This is a genomic window from Puniceispirillum sp. (SeqCode) (genome assembly GCF_965657105.1).
In the GTDB taxonomy this organism is placed as follows: Bacteria; Pseudomonadota; Alphaproteobacteria; order Puniceispirillales; family Puniceispirillaceae; genus Puniceispirillum.
This window is the reverse complement of record NZ_CBFHNB010000028.1, coordinates 1-24895: the sequence shown is the minus strand read 5'-3', so window position 1 is coordinate 24895 and position 24895 is coordinate 1. Positions and strand designations below refer to the sequence as shown.

Annotated in this window: 27 protein-coding genes and 1 other RNA gene; 17 read left to right on the top strand and 11 right to left on the bottom strand. The window is 51.9% G+C overall.

Translation table 11 applies throughout. The features are described from left to right. Window position 1: 1 nt before the first annotated feature. The 10 genes from rpmH to ACTF7Q_RS05510 all read left to right on the top strand — a co-directional run bounded on the left by rpmH (window position 2) and on the right by ACTF7Q_RS05510 (window position 7744). Entirely contained in the window at window positions 2-136 is a 135-nt protein-coding gene (rpmH, locus tag ACTF7Q_RS05555) for a 50S ribosomal protein L34 (protein ID WP_041860849.1), read from the top strand. 21 nt (window positions 137-157) lie between these two features. Then, window positions 158-517, top strand: coding sequence for a ribonuclease P protein component (rnpA, locus tag ACTF7Q_RS05550; RefSeq protein WP_438996863.1), 360 nt, complete (start codon window positions 158-160; stop codon window positions 515-517). 3 nt (window positions 518-520) lie between these two features. Next, window positions 521-844, top strand: a complete 324-nt coding sequence (gene yidD / locus ACTF7Q_RS05545) for a membrane protein insertion efficiency factor YidD (RefSeq protein WP_438996862.1) — start codon at window positions 521-523, stop codon at window positions 842-844. 4 nt (window positions 845-848) lie between these two features. After that, on the top strand, window positions 849-2627 hold the full coding sequence (gene yidC, locus ACTF7Q_RS05540) for a membrane protein insertase YidC (protein WP_438996861.1): 1779 nt from the start codon (window positions 849-851) through the stop codon (window positions 2625-2627). Further along, entirely contained in the window at window positions 2594-3247 is a 654-nt protein-coding gene (gene yihA / locus ACTF7Q_RS05535; RefSeq protein WP_438996860.1) for a ribosome biogenesis GTP-binding protein YihA/YsxC, read from the top strand. The genes yidC and yihA overlap by 34 nt, the downstream gene beginning before the upstream one ends. A gap of 182 nt (window positions 3248-3429) precedes the next feature. After that, complete coding sequence (gene argB, locus ACTF7Q_RS05530; protein WP_438996859.1) at window positions 3430-4335, top strand: acetylglutamate kinase; 906 nt, start codon at window positions 3430-3432, stop codon at window positions 4333-4335. Window positions 4336-4344: 9 nt separating this feature from the next. Further along, window positions 4345-5037, top strand: a complete 693-nt coding sequence (locus tag ACTF7Q_RS05525) for a pyrimidine 5'-nucleotidase (protein ID WP_438996858.1) — start codon at window positions 4345-4347, stop codon at window positions 5035-5037. Window positions 5038-5129: 92 nt separating this feature from the next. Further along, a complete protein-coding gene (gene dapD, locus ACTF7Q_RS05520) occupies window positions 5130-5990 on the top strand; it encodes a 2,3,4,5-tetrahydropyridine-2,6-dicarboxylate N-succinyltransferase (protein WP_438996857.1) in 861 nt (286 codons plus the stop codon). A 3-nt stretch (window positions 5991-5993) separates the two neighbouring features. Next, window positions 5994-7172 carry a succinyl-diaminopimelate desuccinylase gene (gene dapE / locus ACTF7Q_RS05515; RefSeq protein ID WP_438996856.1) on the top strand — a complete coding sequence of 393 codons (1179 nt, stop codon included), beginning with the start codon at window positions 5994-5996 and terminating at the stop codon, window positions 7170-7172. 2 nt (window positions 7173-7174) lie between these two features. After that, entirely contained in the window at window positions 7175-7744 is a 570-nt protein-coding gene (locus tag ACTF7Q_RS05510) for a hypothetical protein (RefSeq protein ID WP_438996855.1), read from the top strand. On the opposite strand, the gene truA is transcribed toward ACTF7Q_RS05510, so the two are convergent. From truA to def, 3 genes are read right to left on the bottom strand one after another with little or no spacing between them, the layout of a single operon-like run. After that, window positions 7714-8478, bottom strand: coding sequence for a tRNA pseudouridine(38-40) synthase TruA (truA, locus tag ACTF7Q_RS05505; protein WP_438996854.1), 765 nt, complete (start codon window positions 8476-8478; stop codon window positions 7714-7716). The genes ACTF7Q_RS05510 and truA overlap by 31 nt on opposite strands. After that, a complete protein-coding gene (gene fmt / locus ACTF7Q_RS05500; RefSeq protein ID WP_438996853.1) occupies window positions 8475-9449 on the bottom strand; it encodes a methionyl-tRNA formyltransferase in 975 nt (324 codons plus the stop codon). Before fmt ends, truA begins: the two co-directional genes overlap by 4 nt. Before the next feature lie 12 nt (window positions 9450-9461). Further along, window positions 9462-9995 carry a peptide deformylase gene (def, locus tag ACTF7Q_RS05495; protein WP_438996852.1) on the bottom strand — a complete coding sequence of 178 codons (534 nt, stop codon included), beginning with the start codon at window positions 9993-9995 and terminating at the stop codon, window positions 9462-9464. Between the two features lie 246 nt (window positions 9996-10241). On the opposite strand from def, the gene ACTF7Q_RS05490 reads away from it, so the two are divergent. Continuing rightward, window positions 10242-11321, top strand: coding sequence for a DNA recombination protein RmuC (locus ACTF7Q_RS05490; RefSeq protein WP_438996851.1), 1080 nt, complete (start codon window positions 10242-10244; stop codon window positions 11319-11321). Window positions 11322-11331: 10 nt separating this feature from the next. On the opposite strand, the gene recR is transcribed toward ACTF7Q_RS05490, so the two are convergent. The 6 genes from recR to ACTF7Q_RS05460 form a co-directional block, all read right to left on the bottom strand. Next, complete coding sequence (gene recR / locus ACTF7Q_RS05485) at window positions 11332-11925, bottom strand: recombination mediator RecR (protein ID WP_438996850.1); 594 nt, start codon at window positions 11923-11925, stop codon at window positions 11332-11334. Window positions 11926-11989: 64 nt separating this feature from the next. Then, a complete protein-coding gene (locus tag ACTF7Q_RS05480; RefSeq protein WP_438996849.1) occupies window positions 11990-12313 on the bottom strand; it encodes a YbaB/EbfC family nucleoid-associated protein in 324 nt (107 codons plus the stop codon). Next, complete coding sequence (locus tag ACTF7Q_RS05475; RefSeq protein ID WP_438996848.1) at window positions 12313-14190, bottom strand: DNA polymerase III subunit gamma/tau; 1878 nt, start codon at window positions 14188-14190, stop codon at window positions 12313-12315. The genes ACTF7Q_RS05480 and ACTF7Q_RS05475 overlap by 1 nt, the downstream gene beginning before the upstream one ends. Before the next feature lie 170 nt (window positions 14191-14360). Then, window positions 14361-14455, bottom strand: an RNA gene (ffs, locus tag ACTF7Q_RS05470) — signal recognition particle sRNA small type. A gap of 60 nt (window positions 14456-14515) precedes the next feature. Then, window positions 14516-15427, bottom strand: coding sequence for a prephenate dehydratase (locus tag ACTF7Q_RS05465; protein ID WP_438996847.1), 912 nt, complete (start codon window positions 15425-15427; stop codon window positions 14516-14518). Between the two features lie 38 nt (window positions 15428-15465). Then, the gene (locus ACTF7Q_RS05460; protein ID WP_438996846.1) at window positions 15466-16203 is read right to left on the bottom strand and encodes a 3-deoxy-manno-octulosonate cytidylyltransferase; all 738 of its coding nucleotides are present in this window, start codon (window positions 16201-16203) and stop codon (window positions 15466-15468) included. 188 nt (window positions 16204-16391) lie between these two features. Here ACTF7Q_RS05460 and ACTF7Q_RS05455 point away from each other — a divergent pair, with 188 nt between their 5' ends. The 3 genes from ACTF7Q_RS05455 to ACTF7Q_RS05445 are packed head-to-tail and all read left to right on the top strand — an operon-like array spanning window position 16392 to window position 18777. Continuing rightward, window positions 16392-16976 carry a c-type cytochrome gene (locus ACTF7Q_RS05455; protein WP_438996845.1) on the top strand — a complete coding sequence of 195 codons (585 nt, stop codon included), beginning with the start codon at window positions 16392-16394 and terminating at the stop codon, window positions 16974-16976. Further along, window positions 16960-17796, top strand: a complete 837-nt coding sequence (locus tag ACTF7Q_RS05450) for an inositol monophosphatase family protein (RefSeq protein ID WP_438996844.1) — start codon at window positions 16960-16962, stop codon at window positions 17794-17796. The genes ACTF7Q_RS05455 and ACTF7Q_RS05450 overlap by 17 nt, the downstream gene beginning before the upstream one ends. A 51-nt stretch (window positions 17797-17847) precedes the next feature. Then, on the top strand, window positions 17848-18777 hold the full coding sequence (locus ACTF7Q_RS05445) for a 2-hydroxyacid dehydrogenase (RefSeq protein WP_438996843.1): 930 nt from the start codon (window positions 17848-17850) through the stop codon (window positions 18775-18777). 43 nt (window positions 18778-18820) lie between these two features. Here ACTF7Q_RS05445 and ACTF7Q_RS05440 read toward each other — a convergent pair whose 3' ends face one another. Beyond that, complete coding sequence (locus tag ACTF7Q_RS05440; RefSeq protein WP_438996842.1) at window positions 18821-20227, bottom strand: leucyl aminopeptidase family protein; 1407 nt, start codon at window positions 20225-20227, stop codon at window positions 18821-18823. Window positions 20228-20243: 16 nt separating this feature from the next. Further along, a complete protein-coding gene (locus ACTF7Q_RS05435; RefSeq protein ID WP_438996841.1) occupies window positions 20244-21608 on the bottom strand; it encodes an MATE family efflux transporter in 1365 nt (454 codons plus the stop codon). 223 nt (window positions 21609-21831) lie between these two features. Here ACTF7Q_RS05435 and ACTF7Q_RS05430 point away from each other — a divergent pair, with 223 nt between their 5' ends. The 3 genes from ACTF7Q_RS05430 to ACTF7Q_RS05420 all read left to right on the top strand — a co-directional run bounded on the left by ACTF7Q_RS05430 (window position 21832) and on the right by ACTF7Q_RS05420 (window position 24721). Beyond that, window positions 21832-23493, top strand: coding sequence for an ArnT family glycosyltransferase (locus tag ACTF7Q_RS05430; protein WP_438996840.1), 1662 nt, complete (start codon window positions 21832-21834; stop codon window positions 23491-23493). A 45-nt stretch (window positions 23494-23538) separates the two neighbouring features. Continuing rightward, on the top strand, window positions 23539-24351 hold the full coding sequence (locus ACTF7Q_RS05425; protein ID WP_438996839.1) for a glycosyltransferase: 813 nt from the start codon (window positions 23539-23541) through the stop codon (window positions 24349-24351). A 115-nt stretch (window positions 24352-24466) separates the two neighbouring features. Then, window positions 24467-24721 (top strand): lipid-A-disaccharide synthase N-terminal domain-containing protein, encoded by a 255-nt coding sequence (locus tag ACTF7Q_RS05420; protein ID WP_438996864.1) that lies wholly within the window; start codon window positions 24467-24469, stop codon window positions 24719-24721. Window positions 24722-24895: the final 174 nt, after the last annotated feature.

The window sequence follows — 24895 nt, the reverse complement described above, 5'->3', positions numbered from 1 at the left end:
CATGAAACGCACCTATCAACCTAGTGTTCTTGTCCGCAAGCGTCGCCACGGCTTTCGTGCCCGTATGGCAACTGTCGGCGGTCGCCGTGTCCTGCGCGCACGTCGTGCCAAAGGTCGTGCACGCCTGTCTGCCTAGGCTTATTGTCAGGGGCATAAATTGTCTGACAAACATATTATTACCTCGCGGCCGGGCTTTATACGGGCGCGGAATCACGGCGAGAAAGCCATTTCAAAAGCGGTGATTATCCAGGCGGTTCGTGGAGATGGAACCGACTGGCGCTATGGCCTTACAGCAACCAAAAAAATCGGTAATGCCGTGATCCGTAACCGGGTACGGCGGCGTCTGCGGGTGATTGCCAGACAAGTTCTGGCACCTATCGCCATGAGCGGCGTTGATTATGTGCTAATCGGGCGGGCAACAACCGCAACATCATCATTCTCAGCATTAGTGACCGAAGCCGAAAAATCGTTAAGATATCTGCATCGTAAACTTAATGACGCTGAAAAGCAGGGGTGACGGGTGCAACAGCATAGCAAAGATACGGATGCAGATGTGACCACGGCAGCACCGCCACATGTGGCTGTGCGCTTGATGATTCGGCTGATTCTGATACCGGTTAATTTGTATCAGGTGCTGATTTCACCGCTACTTGGCTCAAATTGCCGCCATTTACCCACCTGTTCGGATTATACAAAAGACGCGCTGCATGCACATGGGCTCTTGCGTGGATCATTCTATGCGGTAAAACGTATCCTGCGATGTCATCCGGGGGTTGCGCCTTCGTTTGATCCTGTGCCGCCTGTGTCCCGGACAATGCGACCAAACAAGAATGTAAAAGGCTGATTTTATGAAACCCGATAATCGTAACCTGATTCTGGCCATTGCGCTTTCTATGGTTGTGCTTTTTGGCTGGCAAATGTTTGTCATCAAACCACAGCTTGAACAAGAAGCCGCCCAGCAGGAACTTCTGGCTGAACAGGCAAAAGCCGAGGCCGCGCTTCAGGCGTCACAACAAGCCGATAGTGACACCCCGTCAGTAGCGCAAACAAACGGTTCGAATGTAGCTATCAATAACGGGGCTGTTTCAGGGGGTATCAGTGATGCCATGCCGCAAGACACCGCCCCCCGCATTCTGATTGATGCGCCATTGATTACCGGATCGATTTCGGTGATGGGTGCGCGAATCGACGATGTTGTGCTGACAGATTATAAAGAAACCCAGGATCCCGGATCCGAAAATATCACTTTTCTGCATAAGGCCAGTTCATCACAGCCCTTTTTTGTTGAATTTGGCTGGTCATCTTCGGATGCGAAACAGCCAATGCCGCGGGCTGATACATTATGGCAAGCCAATAAAGATGTTCTGTCGCCAGGTGCGCCAGTTACCTTGCGCTGGGATAATGGCCAGGGTCTGACCTTTATCCGGCAGATTTCGATCAATGATGATTATCTGATTTCGTATGATGATTCGGTGCAAAGCACGCTGGATGCGACGATCACATTATATCCGTATGGTTTGGTACGCCGCCATGGGACGCCGCAAACAAGCGGTATCTATATTCTGCATGAAGGCCCGCTGGGTGTGTTTGACGAAACCCTGCAGGAAGAAGATTACAGCGATTTGCGCGATGCCGAACAAGGCAAGATTGCAGTCACCCCATCCGAAGCTGGTGGCTGGATCGGCCTGACCGATAAATACTGGTTGGCAGCTTTGTTGCCTGACCAAAACACACGCTATGATTTCTCATTCCAGTCACTGGCCGGATCAGGCGAGCGCTATCAGGTTGATTATATTGATTCCAACGGCCTTGTGCTGGCGCCAAATACAAGCGTTTCAGCCAAAGGCCGTGTTTTTGCCGGTGCCAAGATCGTGAAGCTGCTTGACCAATATCGCGAAGATCTTGGCATTCCCAATTTTGATTTGGCGATTGATTTTGGCTGGTTCTATTTCCTGACCAAGCCGTTCTTCTATGCGATTAATTGGCTGAATGAATTGTTGGGCAATTTCGGACTGGCGACGTTAGCCTTTACCGTCGTGGTCAAGGTGGTGTTCTTTCCGCTTGCCAATAAATCCTATCAGTCGATGGGCAAGATGCGGTTATTGGCGCCTAAAATCCAGCAGCTGCGCGAGCGCTTTGGCGATGATAAGATGCAGTTGAATAAGGAAATGATGGCACTCTATAAGGCGGAAAAAGTGAATCCCGCGGCAGGATGTCTGCCTGTATTGTTGCAGATACCGGTGTTCTTTGCGCTATATAAAGTGCTGTTTGTGACAATCGAAATGCGACATGCGCCGTTCTTTGGCTGGATCACTGATCTGTCGGCACCCGATCCAACGTCGATTTTCAATGTTTTTGGCCTGTTGCCATTTTCGGTCGATTTCCTGCCGCCATTCCTGCAGCTTGGTGCCTGGCCAATTATGATGGGTGTTTCAATGTTCCTGCAAATGCGTTTGAATCCGGCACCGCCTGACCCAATCCAAGCCAAAGTGTTTCAGCTTATGCCGATTTTCTTTACCTTTTTGCTGGCAACATTCCCGGCAGGTCTGGTGATTTACTGGACATGGAACAACCTTTTATCAATGGGTCAACAATGGTACATCATGCGCCGCGTGGCCAAGAGCTAGACGCCGAACAACGCGAAGCTGGCCGCCTGCTTTTTGCCAGTCAGTGCGATTTTACCGCGGCGGCCAATAACATGCCAGCCTTGCCGCCAATGGAGTTGCCTGAAATATGCTTTGCGGGACGCTCAAATGTCGGCAAATCATCATTGGTGAATGCGCTGACTGGGCGTCGCATGTTAGCACGCACATCGCAAACGCCTGGCCGAACGCGGCAATTGATTTTCTTTGATCTGGGGCATCGGCTGGGGCTTGTCGATTTGCCCGGATATGGCTATGCCTCGGCGCCTAAGACCGATATCGAAGCCTGGACCAAGCTGACGCGCAAATTTCTAGCTGGGCGACAGTCATTGCAACGTGTGTTTCTGTTGATTGATGCGCGCCGCGGCGTTGGTAAGGGCGATAGCGAGATCATGAAATTATTGGATGAATCGGCGGTATCATGGGCGGCGGTTCTGACGAAAGCCGATAAGTTAAAAGCTGAAGCGCTGGAAAAAGTATGCCACGCCACCGAAGCAACTGTTGCGACGCATGTTGCGGCTTATCCCGAATTGTTTGTGACATCATCACAAGCGGGCGATGGAATCGAGCATCTTCGTGGGCATATCGCTGGATTTGCTTTATAAAATAGCGTCTAGGCGTTTTTTCGGCGTAATGAGGCGGCCTGAGCCCTTGCGCATTTCCCAAGATTGCCGATAATCGAGGCCGGGCATAAATACATCGGGCATAAATATATTTAAAGAAATAGGTTCCGATGGTACCTGCCACCGTAGCCCCGGACGGTTTTAATAAGGTGAAAGGCGGTATCATGACGCAAACAAGCAATAGCCAACAGCAAGATATGCTTGCCAAGACCGGCATGCTGATCGAAGCGCTTCCTTATATGCGCCGCTATTCGGGCAAAACCATTGTCATAAAATTTGGTGGCCATGCGATGGGTGAAGCTGACGCGGTGAACGCGTTTGCTGCGGATATTGCTTTGCTTGATCAGGTCGGCGCCTGTCCGGTTGTGGTTCATGGTGGTGGCCCACAGATTGGGCAGATGCTCAAAAAACTGGAAATTGAGTCGAATTTTATCGACGGCCTGCGGGTGACAGACGAAGCCACCATTTCGGTTGTCGAGATGGTGCTGGCAGGCGGTATAAACAAGGCCTTGGCAGCGGCTATTACGGCGGCTGGCGGACGGGCGGTTGGTGTTTCGGGCAAGGATGGTGGACTGATTACAGCGCGCAAATTGATGGCGGTGCCAAAACAGTCTGATAGCGCGATGGAACATATTGATCTTGGCTTTGTTGGCGAGCCCGACCATGTCGATACGCAAGTGCTGGACGCGCTGAAAGCCCGCGATCTGATCCCCGTTGTTGCGCCCATTGGTCTGGGTGTTGATGGGCAGACCTATAATATTAATGCCGATACGGCGGCAGGCGCGATTGCAGCGGCCTTGGGTGCCACGCGCATGATCATGCTGACTGATGTTGCCGGTGTGCTTGATGGTAATGGTGAGCTGATCTCCGAACTGACAATTAGCGAGGCCGAAGCCCTGATTCATGACGGGACAGTCAATGGCGGCATGATCCCAAAGGTCGAAACCTGTATCGAAGCGATCAATGGGGGTGCCGAAGCGGCGGTGATCACCGATGGCCGCGCACAGCATGCTTTGCTTGTCGAACTATTTACCGAGCATGGTATTGGAACGTTAATTTTACCTGATTAGGAAGCAATCATGCAAATAAGTGAAAAATCCCCCGTGCATTTTCCAGTGTCGGATATCAATGACTGGATATTTGATCTGGATAATACGATTTATCCAGCGCGTTCGAATCTGTTTGTGCGGGTCGCGGTCAGGATCACTGAATTTGTTGCCAGCCATTTCGAGGTTGAAACAGACGAAGCCAAAATTATCCAGAAAGATTTGTTTCATCGCTATGGTACGACGATGCGCGGACTGATGGTTGAAGAAAATATGACGCCAGATGCGTATCTGCATTATGTGCATGATATCGATGTCAGCGATTTGCCTTATGAAGCCGAGCTTGATCAGATGATCGGGGCGTTGCCTGGCCGCAAACATATTTTTACCAATGGCACCGTGCCACATGCCGAAAATATCCTGAATGCCTATGGTATCCGGCATCATTTTGACGAGATTTTTGATATTGTCGGGGCCGACTATGTGCCAAAGCCGGAAAAGGCTGCTTTTGACCAGTTTATTACCAAGACCAAGATTAACCCAAATGGCGCCGTGATGCTTGAAGATATGGCACGGAATCTAGAGCCGGCAGCGGCATTGGGGATGCGCACAGTCTGGCTGGCAAGTGACCATGATTTTGCCACTAAGGGGTCGGATCAAGACTATGTGCATTTTGTCGCTGATGATCTGAAAAGCTTTTTATCGAGCTTGCCGACGACAGTTTAACGGAAAGCTTTTTGATACTGGTGTTCATCGACACTATCAATACCTATATTACATAAACAAACGAAGGTCGTTTACGACGCGAGGAGAACAGAATGGATACAGCGCAACTTGAACAGGAAATAAACGCAGCGTGGGATGAACGGGACAGTGTAAATGCCGAAACGAAAGGCGCTGTCCGTGAAGCCGTTACCGATGTTCTCGAAATGCTGGATAATGGCACGGTGCGCGTTGCTGAGCCTGTTGGGGATCATCAGTGGCAGGTGAATCAATGGCTTAAAAAGGCTGTTCTGCTGTCTTTCCGTCTGAATGACATGACCGTTATCAAAGGCGGGGTTGTGCATCCACAGGCCGGCGAAGCGACATTCTGGGACAAAGTGCCGCCAAAGTTCAGTGGCTGGGATGAAAAGCGTTTTCGTGATGCTGGCTTTCGCGCCGTGCCAGGATGTGTCGTGCGGCATTCGGCCTATGTGGCCGCTGGCGTTGTTATCATGCCTGGCTTTATCAATCTTGGCGCCTATGTCGATAGCGGCACAATGGTTGATACCTGGGCAACGGTTGGTTCATGCGCGCAGATTGGCAAGAATGTGCATCTATCTGGCGGTGCCGGAATCGGTGGTGTGCTTGAGCCATTACAGGCAGGCCCCGTGGTGATCGAAGATGACTGTTTCATCGGTGCGCGTTCGGAAGTTGTCGAAGGTGTGGTTGTTGAAAAAGGCGCGGTTCTGTCGATGGGTGTGTTTATCGGTGCCTCAACAAAAATCATCAATCGCCATACAGGCGAAGTGCATATGGGCCGTGTCCCGGCCTATTCGGTTGTGGTGCCAGGAAGTCTGCCAGGCAAACCATTACCAGATGGTAGCCCGGGCCCGTCTTTATCATGTGCGGTGATTATCAAGCAGGTTGACGAAAAAACGCGTTCAAAGACATCTGTAAACGATCTGCTTCGAGACTAGCATATGGGTGATGTATCGCATTCGGTTGACCTGACCCAACGTTTGATCCGCTGTCCGTCAGTAACACCGGCAGATGCGGGTGCGCTTGATGTGCTGGCGGTTGAGCTGGCAGCATTAGGATTCGCATGTACGCGGCTGGCTTTTGGTGATGGTGATGCGCGGATCGATAATCTGTTTGCATGGCTAGGTGACAAAGATGTATCGGGGACAGAGACAAAACATTTCTGTTTCGCCGGTCATACCGATGTCGTGCCAGTGGGGGATGCCGAAGCGTGGCAATTTGATCCGTTTTCGGGGACGCTTGACCAAGGCAATATATATGGGCGCGGGGCGTCGGATATGAAAGGCGGGATAGCGGCGTTTGTTGGGGCCGTAGCCCGTTTGCTGGCACGCGATAGCTTTGATCCAGCCAAAGGCCATGCCATTAGCCTGATGATTACCGGTGATGAAGAAGGTGATGCCGTCAATGGTACGGTCAAGATGGTCGAATGGGTTCAGGAACATGGGTTTGTTCCTGATCTTTGTGTTGTCGGTGAGCCGACTAATCCGGATGCCGTTGGGGATGTGATCAAAAATGGACGCCGGGGAAGCTTGTCTTGTCAGCTAACCGTCGAAGGCGCGCAAGGCCATGTGGCCTATCCGCATCTGGCGGATAATCCATTTGCACGATTGCTCGATATGTTGGCACCGGTGAATAGCTGTGAGCTGGATGGCGGTAATGCGTTTTTTGATCCCTCAACCGCAAATATAACGTCGATTGACACAGATAATCCGGCTGGCAATGTGATTCCGGCACGGGTGCAAGCGCGTTTCAATATCCGTTTCAATACCGAACATACAGCAGATAGTTTAATTGGCTGGCTGGAAGAGCATTTCGCACGTGTTGGCGGGACATGGCATGCTGACTGGCGCGCGTCGGCGCATCCGTTTCTGACCGAACCTGGGATGCTGACCGATATCATGATCGCGGCGATCAGCAAAGTGACCGGTCGCGACCCGCAGTTATCCACCAGTGGCGGAACGTCGGATGCGCGGTTTATAACGACAATATGCCCAGTGGCCGAATTTGGGCTGGTTGGACGGACTATGCATAAAGTTGACGAACATACGGCAATCGCAGATATAGATGTTTTATCGGCCATATATGAAAATATGCTGGCCAGCTATTTTGAGGCAGCATAAGAATGCAGCAAGAAAATTTAAGTTTGGCGCCCCGGGTTTTGCTTTCCTATGTCGGGCATAGCCTGCGGGTTATGACAGGAAAATCGTCGATGTCTGATGTTTATCAGGCCGATGCCAATGGTCTGTGGCATGCCATATGGGCATCAATGATCTTCACCGCGATGGTGACGATCTATCCGACTTTAAAAAATGCCCCATCCATTTTCGTGACCACGATGATTGTGCAGCTTGTCGGGCTGGTTCTGCTGGCTCTGATTTTTCTGTTTGCCCTGAAACAGCTTGGATTGGCTGAACGTAGTTTTGTCTTTTTGCTTCCGTTTTTCTGGATTGAAAATGTGCAACAGTTGCTGGTTGGATTGACCCAGCTGGCGACGGTTTCGAGTGGTAATCACGCCTATCTGGTGCTGGTATTGCCGATAGCTGTATGGACATGCTACTGGCTGTGGCGTGTTGGTAAGGATCAGCTTGGCAAAGGCGGCTGGGTCGCTGCCGGTATGGTTGGCCTGTCATTCGCAACGGATGTGACATTGCTGTGGGCGGTTCAAACGCGCTTGCCAATACCCACCGGATAAAACACATCGGTCAGATATAACCCATGTGGGGGCGCGGTAGGGCCAGCTGCGCTTCGGTCAGCCGCCGCCAGCGCGGCTTTGACATCGTCAGGCTGCCATTTTCCAGCACCGACCAGCGCCAGTGTGCCTGCAATATTGCGCACCTGATGATGCAGGAATGAGCGCGCCTCGACATGCAGATGTATTTCGATGCCAACCTGTTCAACCTGCAGAATATCAAGCGTGCGAATTGACGATTCAGCCTGACATTGTGCGGCGCGAAAGCTGTTGAAATCATGTCGTCCGATCAACATATCGGCACCGGCTTGCATGGCATCGGCATCAAGCGGCTGTTTGTGATGCCAGACCCGGCCAGCATTAAGCGCTGGGGGCTGACGACGTGGGAGGATGCGATAAAGATAGCGCCGCCCGATTGCGGAAAACCGGGCATGGCTATCATCAGCAACATCATAGGCATCAAGCACAGTGATGGCTGTATGTGCCAGATGCGCATTCAGCGCGTGCATAACACGGTTAGGATCAAATTTATCAGGCACATCAAGATGCGCAACCTGACCCAACGCATGAACGCCTGAGTCAGTGCGCCCTGCCCCCTGAACGATGATTTTATCACCGGTAAAAGCAAAGGCAGCGTTCTCAAGTTCCTGTTGAACAGTGATGCCATTATCCTGACGTTGCCAGCCAACAAAAGGCGTGCCGTCATATTCAATGGTGATGAAAATGCGACGTGTCATGTGGGGTGGCTACCTGAGAGCATGTCGCCGATGGCCAGATCAACACCATTGAGAAAATTGCGCGAAGGCATGGCTTTCTTGCCAGCTGGCTGAACAAGGCTGACGCAGAGGGTGCCATCGCCTGTCATCATCAGCATATTGCCTTGATCATCTTGTCCGGCGAATGTGCCTGGCTGGTGGGTGGCATTGTCAGTGGCATCAGGTGATGCGCTAGGTGTTTGATGTGCCGCAAGCACCCGAATGCGGCCTTTAGGCCCGTTACACCAAGCCCCCGGATAGGGCGCATAGGCACGGATATGACAAGCTAGTACTGTGGCACTTTTCTGCCAGTCAATATGTGCGTCAGTGCCAGAAATTTTGGCCGCATAGGTGACGCCTTCACCAGATTGCGGCATGCGGTGCAACAGCGCGTCATCAAGCGAAGCCACTGTATCATCAATAAGCGTTGCGTTCATTTGAGCCAAGGCATCATGCAAATCACCTGCATTCATCGCGTCGGTGATGGGGATAGAGCGTGTGGCCAGAACCGGACCGGTATCAAGCCCAGCTTCCATCAGCATCACACTAATGCCAGTTTCACTGTCGCCAGCTTCAATGGCGCGCTGGATCGGGGCGGCACCACGCCATCGCGGCAATAATGAAGCATGTCCGTTCAGACAACCATAGCGCGGGATATCAAGAACGGCTGGCGGCAAAAGCAATCCATAGGCAACGACGACGAACAGATCAGCATCATAGGCGGCAAGCTCGTTTTGCACATTTTTGTCATTCAGCGTAGTTGGCCATAATACCGGCAAACCCATATCAAGCGCATGGCGAGCAAGGGGAACAGGTTGTTCCTGCATACCACGTCCGGACCTGCGCGGCGGCTGAGTATAGACCGCGCAGATGTCATGATTTTGGGCTAGCAGATCAAGCGCAGGAATGGCGAAATCTGGACTTCCCATATAGACAATGCGCAATTTACCCATAAGTTCTGCCTCTTAAGATTTGGATGAAGATTGCCGCATTTCCTTCATCACCCGGCGAATAATCATGTCACGTTTCAGCCGCGAGATATGGTCGATAAACAGAACGCCGTTCAGATGATCTATTTCATGCTGTACACAGGCAGCCAACAGGCCTTCGGCGGTCAACATCTTGGTGTCACCCTCAATGTCGGTATAGCGGACGGTGACGCTGGCCGGTCTGGTAACTTCGGCAGTCTGGTCAGGGATCGATAGACAGCCTTCTTCAAGAATGGCTTTGTCTTCGGATGATTCGATAATCTCGGGATTAATCATCTTGTAAAGTTCAGGTGCTTCATCCTTGCCACAATCCATGACGATGATGCGCTTGGAAATATTGATCTGCGGCGCTGCCAGCCCAATGCCAGGTGCGTCATACATGGTCAGCGCCATATCATCCAGCAGATTGCGGATGCCATCGGTGACTTCGGGCACAGCCATAGCGGTTTCGCGCAACACGGGGTCAGGCAATTTGATGATATCCATAATATTCGCTATATGCGCACCCATGATAGTGACTGTCCTTCGAAATTGATCTGGCCTAATTGATTGGGCAATAATATATCCCCTGCATTAGAATAAGGGGCGTAGCGCGTCAAGTTTGACGACGAAGACTTTGCCTTAAATGTAGCTAGATTGGAGGATGGTTCAATAGAGTTATGGCGCTTTTCCCTGTTACAGTCTATCAAGAGACAGGTTGAATATCCCGACTTGAAATATCCCATCGGGGCAAATGACTAATGAAGAGGTCAGTAAATGTCAGCGCTTGAAATGATCCTGTTTGGCGTTATCGCAATCATAGCTGTGGTGGTGTTTGTCAGCATGTCACGGCACAAAGCATCATCGCAATCAGATGATGGGATGGCCGAATTGCGCGGTCAGCTATCACAGCTGTCCAACCAGTCGGCTGAATTGCAACGCATCATTGCCTCGCAAATGTCTGAAACTGAAGGCCGCCTTGGCACAAGGCTGGAGCAATCCTTACGCGATCAGAATGAACGGACAAATAAACAGCTCAATGGTATGGCGGAAAAGCTCGTCGTTATAAGCGAAGCCAATGCCCACATTTCAGCGCTAAGTGGGCAGGTCACGCAGTTGCAGAACATTCTGTCAAACAAGCAGGCTCGCGGCAGTTTTGGCGAAGTGCAGCTGGAAAATCTGGTGCGTGATGCCTTGCCAGATAGTGCCTATGACTTTCAGGCGACATTGGGTAACGGCAAGCGCGTTGATTGCCTGCTTGCCTTGCCAAACCCACCAGGTGCGATCTGTATCGATTCTAAATTTCCGCTGGAAAGCTATCGACGGCTGGTCGATGCCGCTGATGAGCCAAGCCGTGATATGGCGCGCCGTGGGCTGGAAGCTGATGTCAAAAAACATATTAATGACATTGCCGATAAATATATAGTGCCAGGGGAAACAGCCGAAAGCGCGATCCTGTTTCTGCCGTCAGAATCGGTCTATGCCGAAATCAATATTCAACTGCCACGTCTGGTTGACGAAAGCCGGCGCAAACATGTCTATATGGCAGGGCCAGATAATCTGATGCTGATTCTGCATACGGTGCGGGCGATTCTGCGCGATGCACGGATGCATGAAGCGGCAGGTCTGATCCAGACGCAGGTCGATATAATGATGCAGGATGTGCGACGGCTTGATGACCGGGTGGCTAAGCTGGCATCGCATTTTTCGCAAGCCGAAAAAGATATTGCCGATATTCAAACATCGACCCGCAAAATCACTTCGCGTGGTGATAAAATTGCCGAGATCGAAGTGATCGATGCAAAAGCCGTTGACGATATGCCGCCAGAAAAATCATCCGGCGATCTGCTTGGCTAGTTCGTTTTAGCTAGTTCATTTTGGCGCGGGCTTTGAGGGCTTGCGCCAAGGTGCCATCATCCAGATAATCAAGTTCACCGCCAACTGGCACACCATGCGCAAGCCGTGTCACATCAAGATTATATGGTGCTAGCTTTTCGGCAATATAATGCGCTGTTGTCTGGCCATCGACCGTTGCCGATAGCGCCAGAATAATCTCAACAACCTCGCCAGCCTGTGCCCGGCGGAGCAATCTATCGATAGCCAAATCGTCAGGGCCGCGCCCGTCAAGCGCGCTCAACGTGCCCCCAAGAACATGATAGCGACCCCGAAATACCGCCGCACGTTCCATGGCCCAAAGATCGCCAACATCCTCAACAACACAGATACGGCTTTTATCGCGCCGGTCATCCTTGCAGATCTGGCACAGATCGGCTGTATCAAGATTGCCGCAATCAACACAGGGACGCACAGTGCGGGCGATATCGTGTAATTCCTGCGCGAGTGGCAACATCAGGCGGTCACGGTTTTTCAACAGGAACAGCACCGCCCGTCGCGCCGAACGAGGCCCCAGACCGGGAAGCCGACCAAGACGCCGAATCAGATTTTCAAGAGATGAATCCATGTCAGATCATTATACCTAGTCAGTGCACATATAGGGCGTAGTTGGCAATCAAAAGCGTTGGCACTCAAAAGGGCAGATTCATGCCAGGTGGCAAGTCCAATCCGCCGGTTATGTCGGCCATCTGCGCTTTCATCGCCGTATTGGCATCTTCACATGCCCGATTACTGGCCAGTAGAATAAGATCCTCGAGCATGCCGCTGTCATTAGTGGCAAGGGCGTCAGGGGCGATCTTTACGGCTTGAAGCTGGCCTTTGCCATTGACTGTGACCGTGACCGCATCGCTGGCAACGCTGGCCGAAAACCGGGCGCTGGCCATTTCATCCTGCAAGGCCTGAATACGGCTCTGGACTTCCTGTGCCTTTTTCATCATGCCCATCATATTGCGCATCAGTCAGCATCCTCTTCATCATAGGCGTCGGTGTCTTTGTCCGGATCAGTGACAGGCGCATCTATAGCGCTGATATCTTCGATTGTTGCGCCAGGAAATACAGATATAATTTTGGCCACAAGTGGTGTTTTGGCGATCGTATCAAGGCGTTCTGCCGCGGCATCAGCCTTGGTTTCAGCAAGGGTTTTGCCAGCAGGTTCGTCAGATAAAGACACCAGCCAGCGTGCACCAGTCCAATGCCGTAAATGCTGGGCAAGATCACCAAGGAATTTTTCTGGTGGCTTGCCTGACAAGGCGATTTCCAATAATCCGGGTTGTAGCGCTACAAGCCGCACATGATTGCGTATTAACGCGGCCAAAAGCATTTCGCCTTTATCCTCGGCCAAAGCGGCAATATCGGCAAGCGTGTTTAGTTGCGGCGTGTCGTCTGCTGCCAAGCGATCAGGCGCGGCTTCGGTATCGCTATTCGGAGCTGGTGCCGTTTGATGGTCAGGTTGTTGTTGGATGGCCGCATTGGTTAATGGCGTAGCTGACATAGATCCAGATGGGGAGCCAGATGGGGTGCCTGATGGGCTGGCGGACATAATGGTGGTGGTTGGCGCGGCTGTTGATGCGGGTGCTGGCATGTCTGTTGATGTGGACGAGGCACTGGCAGAGGGGCTGGCAGAGGGGCTGGCAGAGGGGCTTGATGATGCGGCGGTTATTGTCGCCGGACTACCGGCTGTGGCCTCGGGCAACGCGCGGAGAATTTCATCAGGGCTTGGCATCTGCGCGGCATGTGCCAGACGTATCAATAGCATTTCACAAGCCGTGGCAGGGTTTGGGGCGGCATTCAATTCACCATGGCCTTTGAGTAGAATTTGCCATGCCCGTCCTAGTTTGGCGATACCAAGCGTAGCAAGGTCTTCGATAGGTTCACGTTCGCCCTCGATCAATGTGGCGCTGGAACCGCCGGTTGCGCATAGGCTGGCACTATGCACGATATCAAGCAAATCAGCGATCAGCATTTCAGGCTCGGCACCACGCTGATAGATATCGTTAAAGGACGCTAGCGCGCTGGCCACGTCATTTGCCAACACCGATTTTAACAAGGCCAAAGCCTCGGCACGTCCGGGTCGGCCTAGCATGTCGGAAACCGTTTCGGCGGATAAGGTATCAGCCGTCATCGCGGCGGCTTGATCCAGCAAAGACAGCGCGTCACGCACCGACCCTTCGGCAGCGCTGGCAATAGCGGCTAGCGCACCAGCTTCGACTTTAATGTCTTCCTTGCCGCAGATCATCTCTAGGTGAGAGGCCAGCAAAGTCGCAGGCACACGTCGCAGATCATAACGCTGACAGCGTGACAGAATTGTCACTGGCACTTTGCGGATTTCGGTTGTGGCAAAAATGAATTTCACCGCGTCGGGCGGCTCTTCCAGTGTTTTGAGAAGCGCGTTGAAGGCGCTTTTGGACATCATATGGACTTCGTCGATGATATAGATTTTGAAACGTGCCGATACGGGCCGGTAATTAACCGCTTCGATGATGTCACGGGCATCATCAACGCCGGTATGGCTGGCAGCATCAATTTCCAGAACATCAACATGGCGACCGGCGGCAATCGCTGTGCAAGGCTCGCAAATGCCGCATGGCTCTAGCGTCGCATCGCCCTTTCCATCAGACCCAATACAGTTCAGACCTTTGGCAAGCAGGCGGGCGGTCGAGGTTTTGCCAACGCCGCGCACACCAGTCAGGACAAAGGCATGCGCCAGACGACCAAGCGATAAAGCATTGCCGAGGGTGCGTACCAGCGCATCCTGTCCGATCAACGCCGAAAACGTCTCAGGACGGTATTTGCGTGCCAGAACACGGTAGGCTGTAGTGGCCGTTTCGTTCATGTTACTGACATTACCTCTTGCTCAGTACCTAAGTTACGCTGTTGAGGATACATGTTACCCCGAAGAAGGCGAATGCCCAAGAGGATGACGGCATCATTTTTAACAAAACATAAATATTTGAGGGATAAATATTTTGGGGATAAATATATTGGGGCATAAATATCTGGTGAAAGCGGAAGACTGGACGACCCGTAAACGTCCCACTGCGGCTGCTTCCTCTCGGACCTGACCGGATTGGCGGGGGTAACGTCCACCCAGCCTTCCTGCTGATATATATGAGCTAATCCAACGGAATCGACAAGCCTTTTATAGTAAGCGGTGACGCTTAAAGAGGCGGCGCATCCATATCGCGGCCACGCAGACGGCTGGCTGGATAGGTGCCAAGCACATGCACCGCGTCTTTCTGGCAATAGAAATGCAATTCTTCCATCGCATTCTGCATGGCCGGATCGTCAATATGCCCATCAACATCCATATAGAATTGAGCCGATTCGTGAAATCCGGGACGGATATAGGATTCAAGTTTAGTCAGATTAATGCCGTTGGTGGCAAATCCACCAAGCGCCTTATATAGCGCTGCTGGAACCGAACGGAGGCTAAATACCATAGTCGTGATTATAGCTGTATCTGGGGCCATATCGGATGATATTTCCGACCGGGTAGGTGTTACAGCTTCACGTGCCATAATCAAGAAGCGGGTGGTGTTATGTTCGGCATCTTCGGCTGACTCAATCAACACATCAAGATCATATATTTCGCCAGCAAGCCGAGAGGCAATGGCACCAATATGCTTGTCGCCGCGCGCCGCAACATCCTTGGCGGCACCCGCCGTATCGCTATGCATGATCGGTGTTAGACCCAGCTTGTGCAGACGTTCGCGGCATTGCGCCAGCCCCTGTGCATGACTATGCACTTCGACAAGGTCTTCAAGCGTGGCACCGCGGGGCGCAAGAAGGTGATGGTTGACCCGCTGAAAATGCTCGCCTGTGATGAACAGACCTGATCCGGGCAGCAGATGATGAATATCAGCCACCCGCCCGGCGATTGAATTTTCAACCGGCACCATCGCCCAGTCAGCGTCACCGTTTTGGACAGCAGCCAGCATATCTTCAAAAGAGGGATAGGGCACGGCCTCGACATCAGGCATGACAGCACGACAAGACATATGCGAATAGGCACCAGGAACGCCTTGGAAGGCGACTTTTTTGTCAGCTATTTGCGTTGGGCTATCACTCACAATGTACCTCATAGTTGATGGTTGAAAAGGCGAAGTGCCTATTGTGACATGCGCTGGCGCGCACGCTCCAAATCGTCTGCAGTATCGATTCCACCTGGCGCAATGTCAATGTAACCGGTAGCTATGCGCATGCCCGCCTCTAAAGCGCGAAGCTGTTCGAGTTTTTCGGCTTGTTCAAGTGGCGATGGCGGTAAGGAAACAAAGCGAGCCAAGGCCGCACGCGTCCAGCCATAGACGCCAATATGATGATATAGCGTATCTGCCCCAGTCGGGATGGCGGCGCGGCTGAAATAGAGCGCATTGCCAAACCCGTTATCCTGCCAACTGACCACAGCTTTTACGACCTGCGGACGGTTGGCTTCTTCGGCGCTGGCTTTGGTTACCAGCGTGGCTAGATCAGCCCCTGTCATATCAAGACAATCAGCCAGCAACGCGGGAATTTCAGGGGATAATTCGGGCAAGTCACCTTGCAAGTTCAAAATATGGTTGATATGCCGATCCGGATCGATCAATTCAACCGCTTCATAGACCCGATCCGAGCCAGATGGATGATCTGTGCGTGTCATAACAGCCTGACCGCCCGCCGATGTGATGATATCGACGATACCGCGATCATCTGTCGCAACATAGACAGGGGCGATATCAGCCTCTATTGCGCGTTCCCAGACATGCTGAATCATAGGTTTTCCGGCGATTTCAGCCAGTGGTTTGCCTGGCAAGCGGCTAGCTGACATGCGCGCGGGAATAATGATGATTTTTGCGTTCTTTTTTGCCATGATTGTGGCAATTCATCACATATTTGTGGTTTTCGCAAAGTAAATAATCCAAATCAGTGATGTTGGGGTTGAGAGACGACAATAATTTCGGTATTTATCCTGCGAGCGTTTGGTGCCGTGCGTGTATTTTGTCGTAGTGCCGATTGGCTACAATGTGAATTATGAGGAGCCCGGCTTCGGGAAGTTCAATGGACGAATTGGGATTTAACAAACTTTTTGCTGGTTTTCTTATGGCAGGCTTGTTGATGCTGGCAGGTGTCAAGCTGGCAGACGTTATGGTGCCGCATAGCGATCTTGCTGAAAATGCCTATAAGATTGAGGTACCGGAAACATCAGCTGTGGCTGATGCCGCGCCTGTTGATAAGGGGCCTGAGCCAATTATGGCGATGCTGGCAGATGCTGATATTGCCGCGGGTGAAAAGCTGTCGAAGAAATGCACAGCGTGCCACGTGTTTAACGCGGGTGGCGCGGCCAAGGTCGGCCCGGCATTGTGGAATATTGTTAATGCCGCAAAAGGCGCTGCTGATGGCTTTGGCTATTCAGCGGCCATGGCAGGTTTTGGCGGGGCGTGGGATTATGCTTCGCTTAACGCCTTTCTGGCGAAACCAAAAGTCTATATGCCTGGCACCAAGATGAATTTTGTAGGCCTGAAGAAACCTAGTGATCGTGCGAATATGATCGCCTGGCTTCGTCAGCAAGCAGATGCACCAGCCGCTTTGCCAAGCGCCGAAGATATCGCGGCAGAAACAGCGATGAATGGCACTGACAGCTAAGCCATTATTAGCAACTAGCGCAGGCCAGCTCGACACAAACGAGCTGGCTTTGTTTTTGGCACGTCTGACAGTATTGTCACGCCCCATCATAAAGTCCTATTTTCGGGCACTTCCCGAGGTCATAACAAAAGCGGATAGTAGCCCTGTTACCATCGCTGATAGATCCGTTGAACAGGCCTTGCGTGGGGCGATTGCGGCGCAATTTCCCGATGATAGCATCGTTGGTGAAGAATTTGGTCTCAGCGAAGCTGTATCGGGGGATAAAACTGCTGGAGATAGTCCCTATAAATGGGTAATTGATCCGATCGATGGCACCAAGGCCTTTGTAAGTGGTAAACCCACCTTTGGCACATTGGTCGGGGTTACGCATAATGACCGGCCTATCGCAGGTCTGATCGATATGCCGGTGCTTGACGAAACCTATATCGGCACGGCGGATGGCAGCACCTTGAATGGGGATAAGCTGAGCGTGCGTCAGGTGACGACGATTGCCGATGCCACGATCGCCACCACATCGCCCGAAGCCTTTTCGCCGCATGGTCTAGCCGTGTTCAATAAAATCAGTGCGCAGGCAAACATCACCAATTATGGCGGTGATTGTCATAATTTCGGGCTTTTGGCGGCGGGCTATATCGACGCTGTGATTGAAGACAGTCTTGCACCGCATGATATCATGGGTGTGGTTCAGGTGATGCGTGGGGCAGGTGCGATTGTGACTGACTTTGATGGTAATGATATCGATCTTGCCACCACCAGCAGTCTTGTCTGTGCTGGCACGGCCGCCCTTCATCACGCTATCATTGCCCTGATCCAAAACTAGGCGCAACATGGCGATATAATTTGGTGCCGCATTTTGATAGGACGATAGGGAATGATTTCGATTGGGTTTTACGGAAATGACGATAATCGCGCGATGTGGCGCCAGCGGCTAACGCCGTTACTATCTGATTTTGATATTGTTGATCTGGAATCAGAAGCTGGCATGCATGCGGATATTGCCCTGGTCTGGGCACCGCCAAGCGGGTTATTGGCAAAGATGCCGAATCTGCGCGGCATTATCATGCAAGGCCAGGGTGTCGATCATATGATGGGTGACGACACCACCCCGCGTTCGGTGCCTCTTGTGCGACTGGTTGATCCGGATATGTCAGATGCGCTGAGCCATTGGGCGATTCTGAATGCACTGGATATGTGGCGTGATGGTGCGCAATATCGCGCCCAGCAAGCCGAAAGATTATGGAAGCCGCTTGAACAGCGTCCAGCCACCGGCGCAGTGATCGGCATTATGGGCGTGGGTGCGATTGGCAGTGTTATTGCCACACGCTTTGCCAGTCTGGGATTCAAGGTCAAAGGTTGGGCCCGCACCAAACGGACGCTTCATGATGTAGAGATGTTCGCCGGCATGGAGGCATTGCCATCATTTCTGGCAGATACGGATATTGTCGTGTCGGTATTACCCCTGACCCCCGCAACAAGCGGTATCATGAATGCTGACTTCTTTGCCGGACTTGCCGATGGTGCCTTTGTGATCAATGGCGGTCGCGGTGGCCAGCTGGTTGAGGATGATTTGCTGGCAGCGCTTGATAGCGGTAAAATCGGCGGCGCGGCACTGGATGTTTTTGTCACCGAACCTCTGCCCGCAACGCATCCTTTCTGGACACATCCGAAAATTACCGTCTGGCCACATGTGGCGGCACAAACCAATCCGCAAACCGCCGCCAGACAGGTAGCGTCCGCGATCACGGATATCATGGCAGGCAAGGTGCCAGCAAATAAGGTTGACTGGGATCGGGGCTATTAGGGCTTGTAACCTAGCTAGGGGACGATCTAGCCAGGCTTATGATCTAGCTATGGGCAAGCCCGTCAATATAGTCGAATAAAGCGCGCAAGCTCATGACCTCACCGCCTTTTGGCCGGCCTGGACGCGCAGATAGATTCCAGGCCATCACGTCAATATGTGCCCAGTTGCTGTCAGTGCCAGCAAAGCGGCGCAGAAAGAGCGCGGCCGTAATCGCCCCGCCATATCCGCCCGCACCAGTGCTGGACATCGCCGCATAGCCAGCATCAAGATGACGGTCATAATCATCGAATAAAGGTAATTGCCAAAGCGGATCATGTGCCTTGTTGCTGGCATCAATGATCGCACGGGCGACATTATCATCATTGGCAAATAAGGCGGGTAATTCGGTGCCAAGGGCAACACGCGCCGCGCCTGTCAGGGTTGCAAAATCAATCATGAAATCAGGTTTGTCTTCACGCGCATAGGTGATGGCATCAGCCAGCACCAAACGCCCTTCGGCATCAGTATTTCCGATTTCGACCTTTAGTTTGGCTCGTGTGTCGATAATATCAAGCGGCCGCATGGATCGTTCTGATACGGCATTTTCGGCTGTTGGGACAAGCACGCGAAGCTGTATCGGCACATTGGCGTGCATCAGCGCGTTGGCAAGACCAAGGGCGATGGCACTACCGCCCATATCCTTTTTCATCATCTCCATCGCTTTGGATGGTTTCAGATCAAGACCGCCAGAATCAAAGGTAATGCCTTTGCCAATCAGGGTGATTTTCGGGCCACTTTTACCCCAGCGCATATCAATCAGGCGCGGTGGGCATTCAGCCGCCCGCCCAACACAATCAATGGCGGGAAAATTCGATGCTAGCTTGGCACCTGCAATGACGGTGATTTTGGCTTTATGGGTTTTGGCCAGTGCCCGCGCGGTGTCTTCAAGCCCAGCTGGATTCATCTTGTTGGGTGGCATATTGATCATGTCGCGACCAAGATAGATGCCACTAGCCAGCCCCAGAATGCGCGCAGTATCTGATTCTGCGGGCAGCATGATCGAGGCGCGCGCAGGTGCGGGTTTGTCGCGATAGGTCGTGTAGCGGTAATGCGCCAATGCCCAGCCAAGCATGAAGCCGTCATCAAAGCTGGTGCCAAGCGCATGATGATCGATCCGCCATGTCTGAACCGGTAGCGCATCCGCAATTGGGGCAGCATCCCAGATTGGCTGGTCGCTGATGATAGCGACAGCACCAGTAAGGGTGCCATCCTGGCCAGGCAAGGTGATGACTCGACCAGGCTTTGGTGTGAATCCCTGATCGTTAATCCAGCGTTGATGATGATCGGCTGCGGCTGTGAACCACGTCTGCCAGCTTTTGGTGGTGACCACATATAGCGGCAGAATAGTGTCAGGTTCCGATGATGGCATCATCAGGCCAAAATCAGTTGCGTTAGAATAAATGTCAGCCATGCACCAGTTCCGCTGTTTAATTATGTTCCGCCATTTTGCGGACGCGTCCAAGATATAGCCAAAGGGTGAAGCCGCGCAAGGCAAGATAAATGGTAAAGGCACTCATCAGGCCAGCAATGCCATAGCCTCGCAATCCCCAGATCAGTAACACAAACAAGATTGCCGAAATGATCATCGCATTACGCATTTCGCTGGCGCGCGTTGCGCCGATGAAAATACCATCAAGTTGAAAGGCAAGACATGAAGCAGGGGCGATCATAATAATCCATATCCAATGGGCCGCGGTCAGCGCAAAAAGATCGCTTTGCTGGGTCAGCAAACCAATGATGATATCGCGGCCAAGCCAGATTATCAGTGCTATCAGGATAGCGGTCAGGAAGGCCAAACTGTTTGTGCGCCAAATAGCCCGGTCAAGCATATCCCGATCATTACGGCCAATCGCCGCCCCCACCAACGCTTCGGCAGCATGGGCAAACCCATCAAGGCCAAATGCAATCATGGTAAAAATCACCATCATCAGATGACAGGCTGCCAGTTCGAGATCGCCAAGCTGTGCCGCTTGATTCAAAAGGATGGCTTCGCATACCAGCAATAGCATGGTGCGGATAAAAATATCCCGACCAAGCCGAAAGAAATCGCCAAATGCGTCCCATTGCAACCAGCGTGAGTTGCCGGTGAATAAGCCAGAAAATAGATGCTTGATAAACCCATCAAGCATGTGTCCCCATTGCCATTTCATCAGACTGAAGGTCACGATAAAGCCGGTCCATTGGGCGATTGCCGAAGCAAGCGCAACCCCCTCGACATCCATGCCTAAGCCAAGCACAAAGCCGATATTGAGAATCAAGTTCAGCACATTGACGATCAATAGATGCGCCATGCAAAGCCGCATATTCTGGCGGCCAAACAGGCACCCAATCAGAACGGTATTCGCCAGCGCGGCGGGAACGGCAAAAAGCCGGACATTGAGATAGGATACCATCAGGGCTTCAACGTCGCTACTGCCAGCAAAGCTGATCACGGCGATCCAGTTGATCACTGGCATGGCTAGAATCAATAGAATGCCAAACGATAAAGCCAGAAATAAACCGCGTGCCAGCAAATTTACAATCTCGTCTGGCAGGTTGCGGCCATGAGCCTGGGCAACAAGTCCAGTTGTGCCCATGCGCAAGAAACCAAAGCCAAAATAAATGAAATTGAAAATCAAAGCGCCAAGCCCGACTCCCCCTATATAAGCAACATTATCAAGCCGCCCCATCATCGCCGCATCAACTGCCCCGACCAGCGGCACCGTTATATTGGCAAGGAAAATTGGCCATGACAGCGACCATATATGCCGCCAGCGCGTCTGGGCGATAGGGTCATTTATGTTTGTGGACATAGAGGTGGCTTTCCCGAAATCTGTCAATCATGAATAAACTGGTAAATTTAGTCTAAAATATTTCGTGGTATTCTAAAATATTTACGGCGATTTAGGTCTAAGGCGACAGCAATGTCTCAAAGTGTATTGGTTTATTGCGATCAGGGCTGTTCATTTAGTGGTAAATTGCCTAAACCTATGGGCGCGTCTTAACTGGTAGCGTGGATGCGCAAAGGAAACGGGTTTGTCCCTTATCTCACACCGTTCGATTTTATATCTGCTTCTTGGGCTTTTGACTATCTTTGTTCTGATAGGGCATCAACTGGTGCCGCCGATGGATCGTGACGAAGCGCGTTTTGCCCAGGCTAGCAAACAGATGGTTGAAAGTGGCGATTTCGTTACTGTGCGCTTTCAGGAGGATTTGCGCGCCAAAAAACCTGTTGGCATCTATTGGCTTCAATCTGTCAGCGCACAGCTATTTGGCGATGACGATATTGCGGTATATCGCGTGCCTAGTCTGCTGGGGCTTTTGCTGGCGCTAGTCGGCACATATCGCGCTGGACTTTTGCTATATCAACCGCGACTGGCCTTGATAGGGACAGCTTTTCTTGGCACCAGTCTGGTGGTGTTTGCCGAAGCGCATCTGGCCAAGACCGATGCCTTGCTGATGGGCTTATGTGTCTGGCAGCAATTGTCACTATTGATGATCTATCGCGCCTATCTTGATGGCACCACGCCGCCTCGATCGGCGTTTCTGGCGTTCTGGGTGATTATGGGGCTAGCGGTTCTGGTCAAGGGGCCGATTGCGCCATTGCTGGCACTGTTAACCGCATTGTCATTAGTGATTTGGCATCGCGATCTGGGGTTGCTGCGCCGAATGCGCGTGCTGTCGGGCTTGGCGATAGTGGCGGCGCTTGTCCTACCTTGGGCAACTTTGGTGAGTCTGGCAACCGATGGGGCGTTTCTGGATATTGCCATAAAGGGTGATTTTCTGGCCAAGATTCAGTCAGGTCAGGAATCGCATGGCGCACCACCGGGAACATATCTGGTTTTGCTTGCTGTTCTGTTATGGCCAGCTTGTTTGCTATTGCCGCGTGCGCTTCTTAGTTTGCGGCAGATTCTGGCCAATAGCGAAGCCCGTTTCCTCGTGGCATGGCTGGTGCCGTTCTGGTTTATCATCGAGCTGACGCCAACTAAATTACCGCATTATCCTTTACCTGTCTTACCAGCTCTTGCGTTACTATGTGTTGTTGGTATCCGAACAGCTTTGCCACAAGCCAAATTGGTGCGCTACACGATCACGTCCTTCGAATTTTTTAGCCTTCTTGTGGCGGTGATTTTTGCGATGCTGTTGATCTGGGGGGCGATAAATTATGGTGGTGAAAATAGCGTTACCGCCTTTGCCTTTGCCGGACTTGGGACGATTGCTGCGGCATGTGCAAGTTGGTTCGGGCTGCAATGGATTCTGACGCAGAATATCCGCCCGCTTGGCATGATGTTGGCCGCAGCGATGGCATTTAATATTTTTGCGATTGCCGGATTGCTGCCATCGTTGCACCGCATTCATCTATCAACCGCCATCAATAAGGTGATTGCGCAGATGCCCACCCGCCCCGCAGCGATTGCCGCGGCAGGCTATCACGAGCCATCATTAGTATTTTTGCTAGGTAAGGATCTGCTGCTTTTGAATGGGCGCGAAGCCGCGTTTTTTCTAGGTGAAGCGTCAGGTGGTGTTGCGCTCATCGAAAGCCGCGAACATGAGATGTTTCTGGAAACAGCCAAAGCGCTGGGGCTGAAGCTGGACACGCCGATTCAAGTCAGCGGTATCAATATATCAAAGGGGCAATCTGCAATAATGCTCATCTATCGTGTGCAGATGTTTGACGGCGCTAGCCGCACAGGGTAAGAAGCGGTAATAATTTCGTAGCTCTACCAGATGGTTGGTTAATTTATGGCGCAAAATACGGCAAACGCATCGCGTAAAGCGGATATTGATATATCAGTATTGGTTCCGGTTATGAATGAGGCGGGTAATATCCGTCCGCTTATCGATGAAATCGTGACCGCGATGGCAGGTCGAACATTCGAAATAATCTATATTGATGACGCGAGTACCGACGCCACTGCCGAAGAATTGTCCGACAGCCAGCGCGCGATTCCGCAATTACGTGTTTTACGGCATGCTAAGCGGGCAGGTCAAAGCGCGGCCTTGCGCTCTGGGTTGCTGGCGGCGAACGGATATCTGATTGCGGTTCTGGATGGCGATGGGCAGAATGTGCCAAGCGACTTTCCGGCATTAGAAGCGGCCTTACTTGCTGATTATCCGGAACGCGGCATGGCCGCAGGCATCCGGCAAAAGCGCAAGGATACTGAATTAAAGTTATTGGCGTCACGGATTGCCAAATGGATTCGTAAAGCGTTGCTTGGTGATACGCATCCCGATTCAGGCTGCGGGATCAAGATTTTGCATCGGGATCTGTTTATTGAGCTTCCCTTTTTCAATCATATGCATCGCTTTATGCCAAGCCTTGTCCGCCGCCATGGTGGTGGGGTAACCGGCGTTGCTGTTGCGCACCGGGCACGAACGCAAGGACAGTCAAAATATCAGGTTTTGGATCGGCTATTGGTTGGTATTTCTGATATTATTGGTGTCATTTGGTTATTAAAACGGGCACCACGACATGATACGGTGATCGAGATTGCTGTCCCAAAACGTTCCCAAAACGTCCCCAAAAAACGCTCACGTATCAAAAAAGGGTCATAGAATGATCGAACTTATGTCTGGCCAGATTGAAGTGGCCGTTGGCGCTATCGCTACGGTGCTATTGACGGTGTTTCCGTTTTTGCCAGCCAGTCTTGCCACGCATCCCGAACAGATCATGGTGATTGTCGGTTTTGCCGGACAGGGACTGTTTGCGATGCGGTTTATTTTGCAGTGGCTGAGCTCTGAAGGTCAGGGACGGTCAGTCATTCCGTTGGCATTCTGGTATTTCTCGATAGGTGGCGGCAGTGTTCTGTTGTTATATGCCATCTGGCGGCAAGATCCGGTGATTATCAGTGGACAGGGTCTTGGCCTGTTCATTTATTTCCGCAATCTATATTTCATCCATCGTAGCCAGAATGGCGCTAGCTAAGCATCAGAGCATTCTGCTTCATGATGAATTGAGTTGCCATGATCTATTTATTATTAGAATTGATACGTGATCACAGATGTTTTCATCTGTTCGGGATTTGCTCTAGAGTGTCGTTTCGGCCATATCCATGATGATGTTCCATTGCGGTGCGGTAACAGGTGTGACCGATAGGCG